This window comes from Streptomyces sp. NPDC006393 (assembly GCF_040628575.1).
Taxonomy (GTDB): Bacteria; Actinomycetota; Actinomycetes; order Streptomycetales; family Streptomycetaceae; genus Streptomyces.
Genome location: NZ_JBEXZD010000228.1, coordinates 1 through 1,263, shown reverse-complemented (window position 1 = coordinate 1,263; position 1,263 = coordinate 1). Strand labels below are relative to the sequence as shown.

The 1,263-nt window shown below is 28.1% G+C and carries 1 protein-coding gene; it reads left to right on the top strand.

Translation table 11 applies throughout. The features are described 5' to 3' along the window. Nucleotides 1-923 (top strand): DUF5776 domain-containing protein (locus ABZ484_RS38720; protein WP_358870637.1); only part of this gene is annotated, 923 nt, incomplete at its 5' end. Nucleotides 924-1,263: the final 340 nt, after the last annotated feature.

Here is a 1,263-nt window from a genome sequence, read left to right as displayed (position 1 = left end):
ACTACAATATGTTCGAAGAAGTTCAAAATATCATTAAAGAACATGGATATGACATAGAAGACTTTTTAGAAAATGAAAGATATACAAATGCTTTCCATGCGTATCAGCATAGTAAAGAACATTTTGAAGAATATATCAAATTTATGCTTTATAATGCACATGCTCATAAATACATTAAAAACAATGTTGTGCATTTCAACTACCCGGATAAATTTAATTACTTACCAACATTAACTTCGAAATGTGTAGCAGTTCATGATGGTACGCATTATATGAATGAAACATTTTATGAAGTACTTCATGTATATAAAAAGCCAAACACTACTATTGAAGGAGTAGAATTAGTAAAAATCAATGATGAAAGCACTCGTAAGACATTAAAATATGAAATTCACGATAATCAAATTTATTTAAAAACAGATGATTTACATCTAGATAATTATGATTTTAATATTGTGATTAAATTTAATGACTTTGAACACTCAACTGTTTATGCTTCACACCCTATTGATAATAAAAATAGTAAATTCAAAAATAAAAGTGCTAAATTAGACCTTGAATCAATCAATAAAGCTAAAAAGGCGCCTAAAAAACCAAGTTATTTAACTACTCCACCTTCTTATATCGTTACAATTAAAAAAGCTAATTTATACCATGACGTTAACTTTACTAATCAAGTGAAATCTGTGGCTAAAGGAAATATAGTAGAAATAGTTTCAATTGAAGAAACAGTAAATAAGACACCAAGATTAATCACTAGAGATGGCTATTATATCTCAGCAAATACTGATATCGTTACACCTGTTAACCTTGAATCATTTATTAATGAACAGTCTAAACAAACTACTGCTGACAAGGTAAATGAGAATAGTAAAAGTAACAATAAATTTTCCAATATAAAAAACAGATTATTAAAGCGTTAAATAAAAATGAACGTACAGAAATGAAGTGCACCCCAGAAGATAATCTTTCTTTAAAGGATGCACTTTTTTTGTGAAATATATTTGAAGTTTTCGGGTTTAAACAATGGTAATTCAGGAATATTTAAAATGTAATTACATATAGACATTTAATGTTCACCAATCATCTATAGTTGAAGTATATTTTGTTTTACAAAAAGCTAATAAAGTGACTTTTCTATTTATTATATATACTACTATACCGAAATGAAATGTGTTACTATTTGATTGTGTAATATAAATAAATGATTTTAAAAACCATCTGGGGGCCGCCTCTCCGGTGGCCGTGCACCGGGACCGGTTG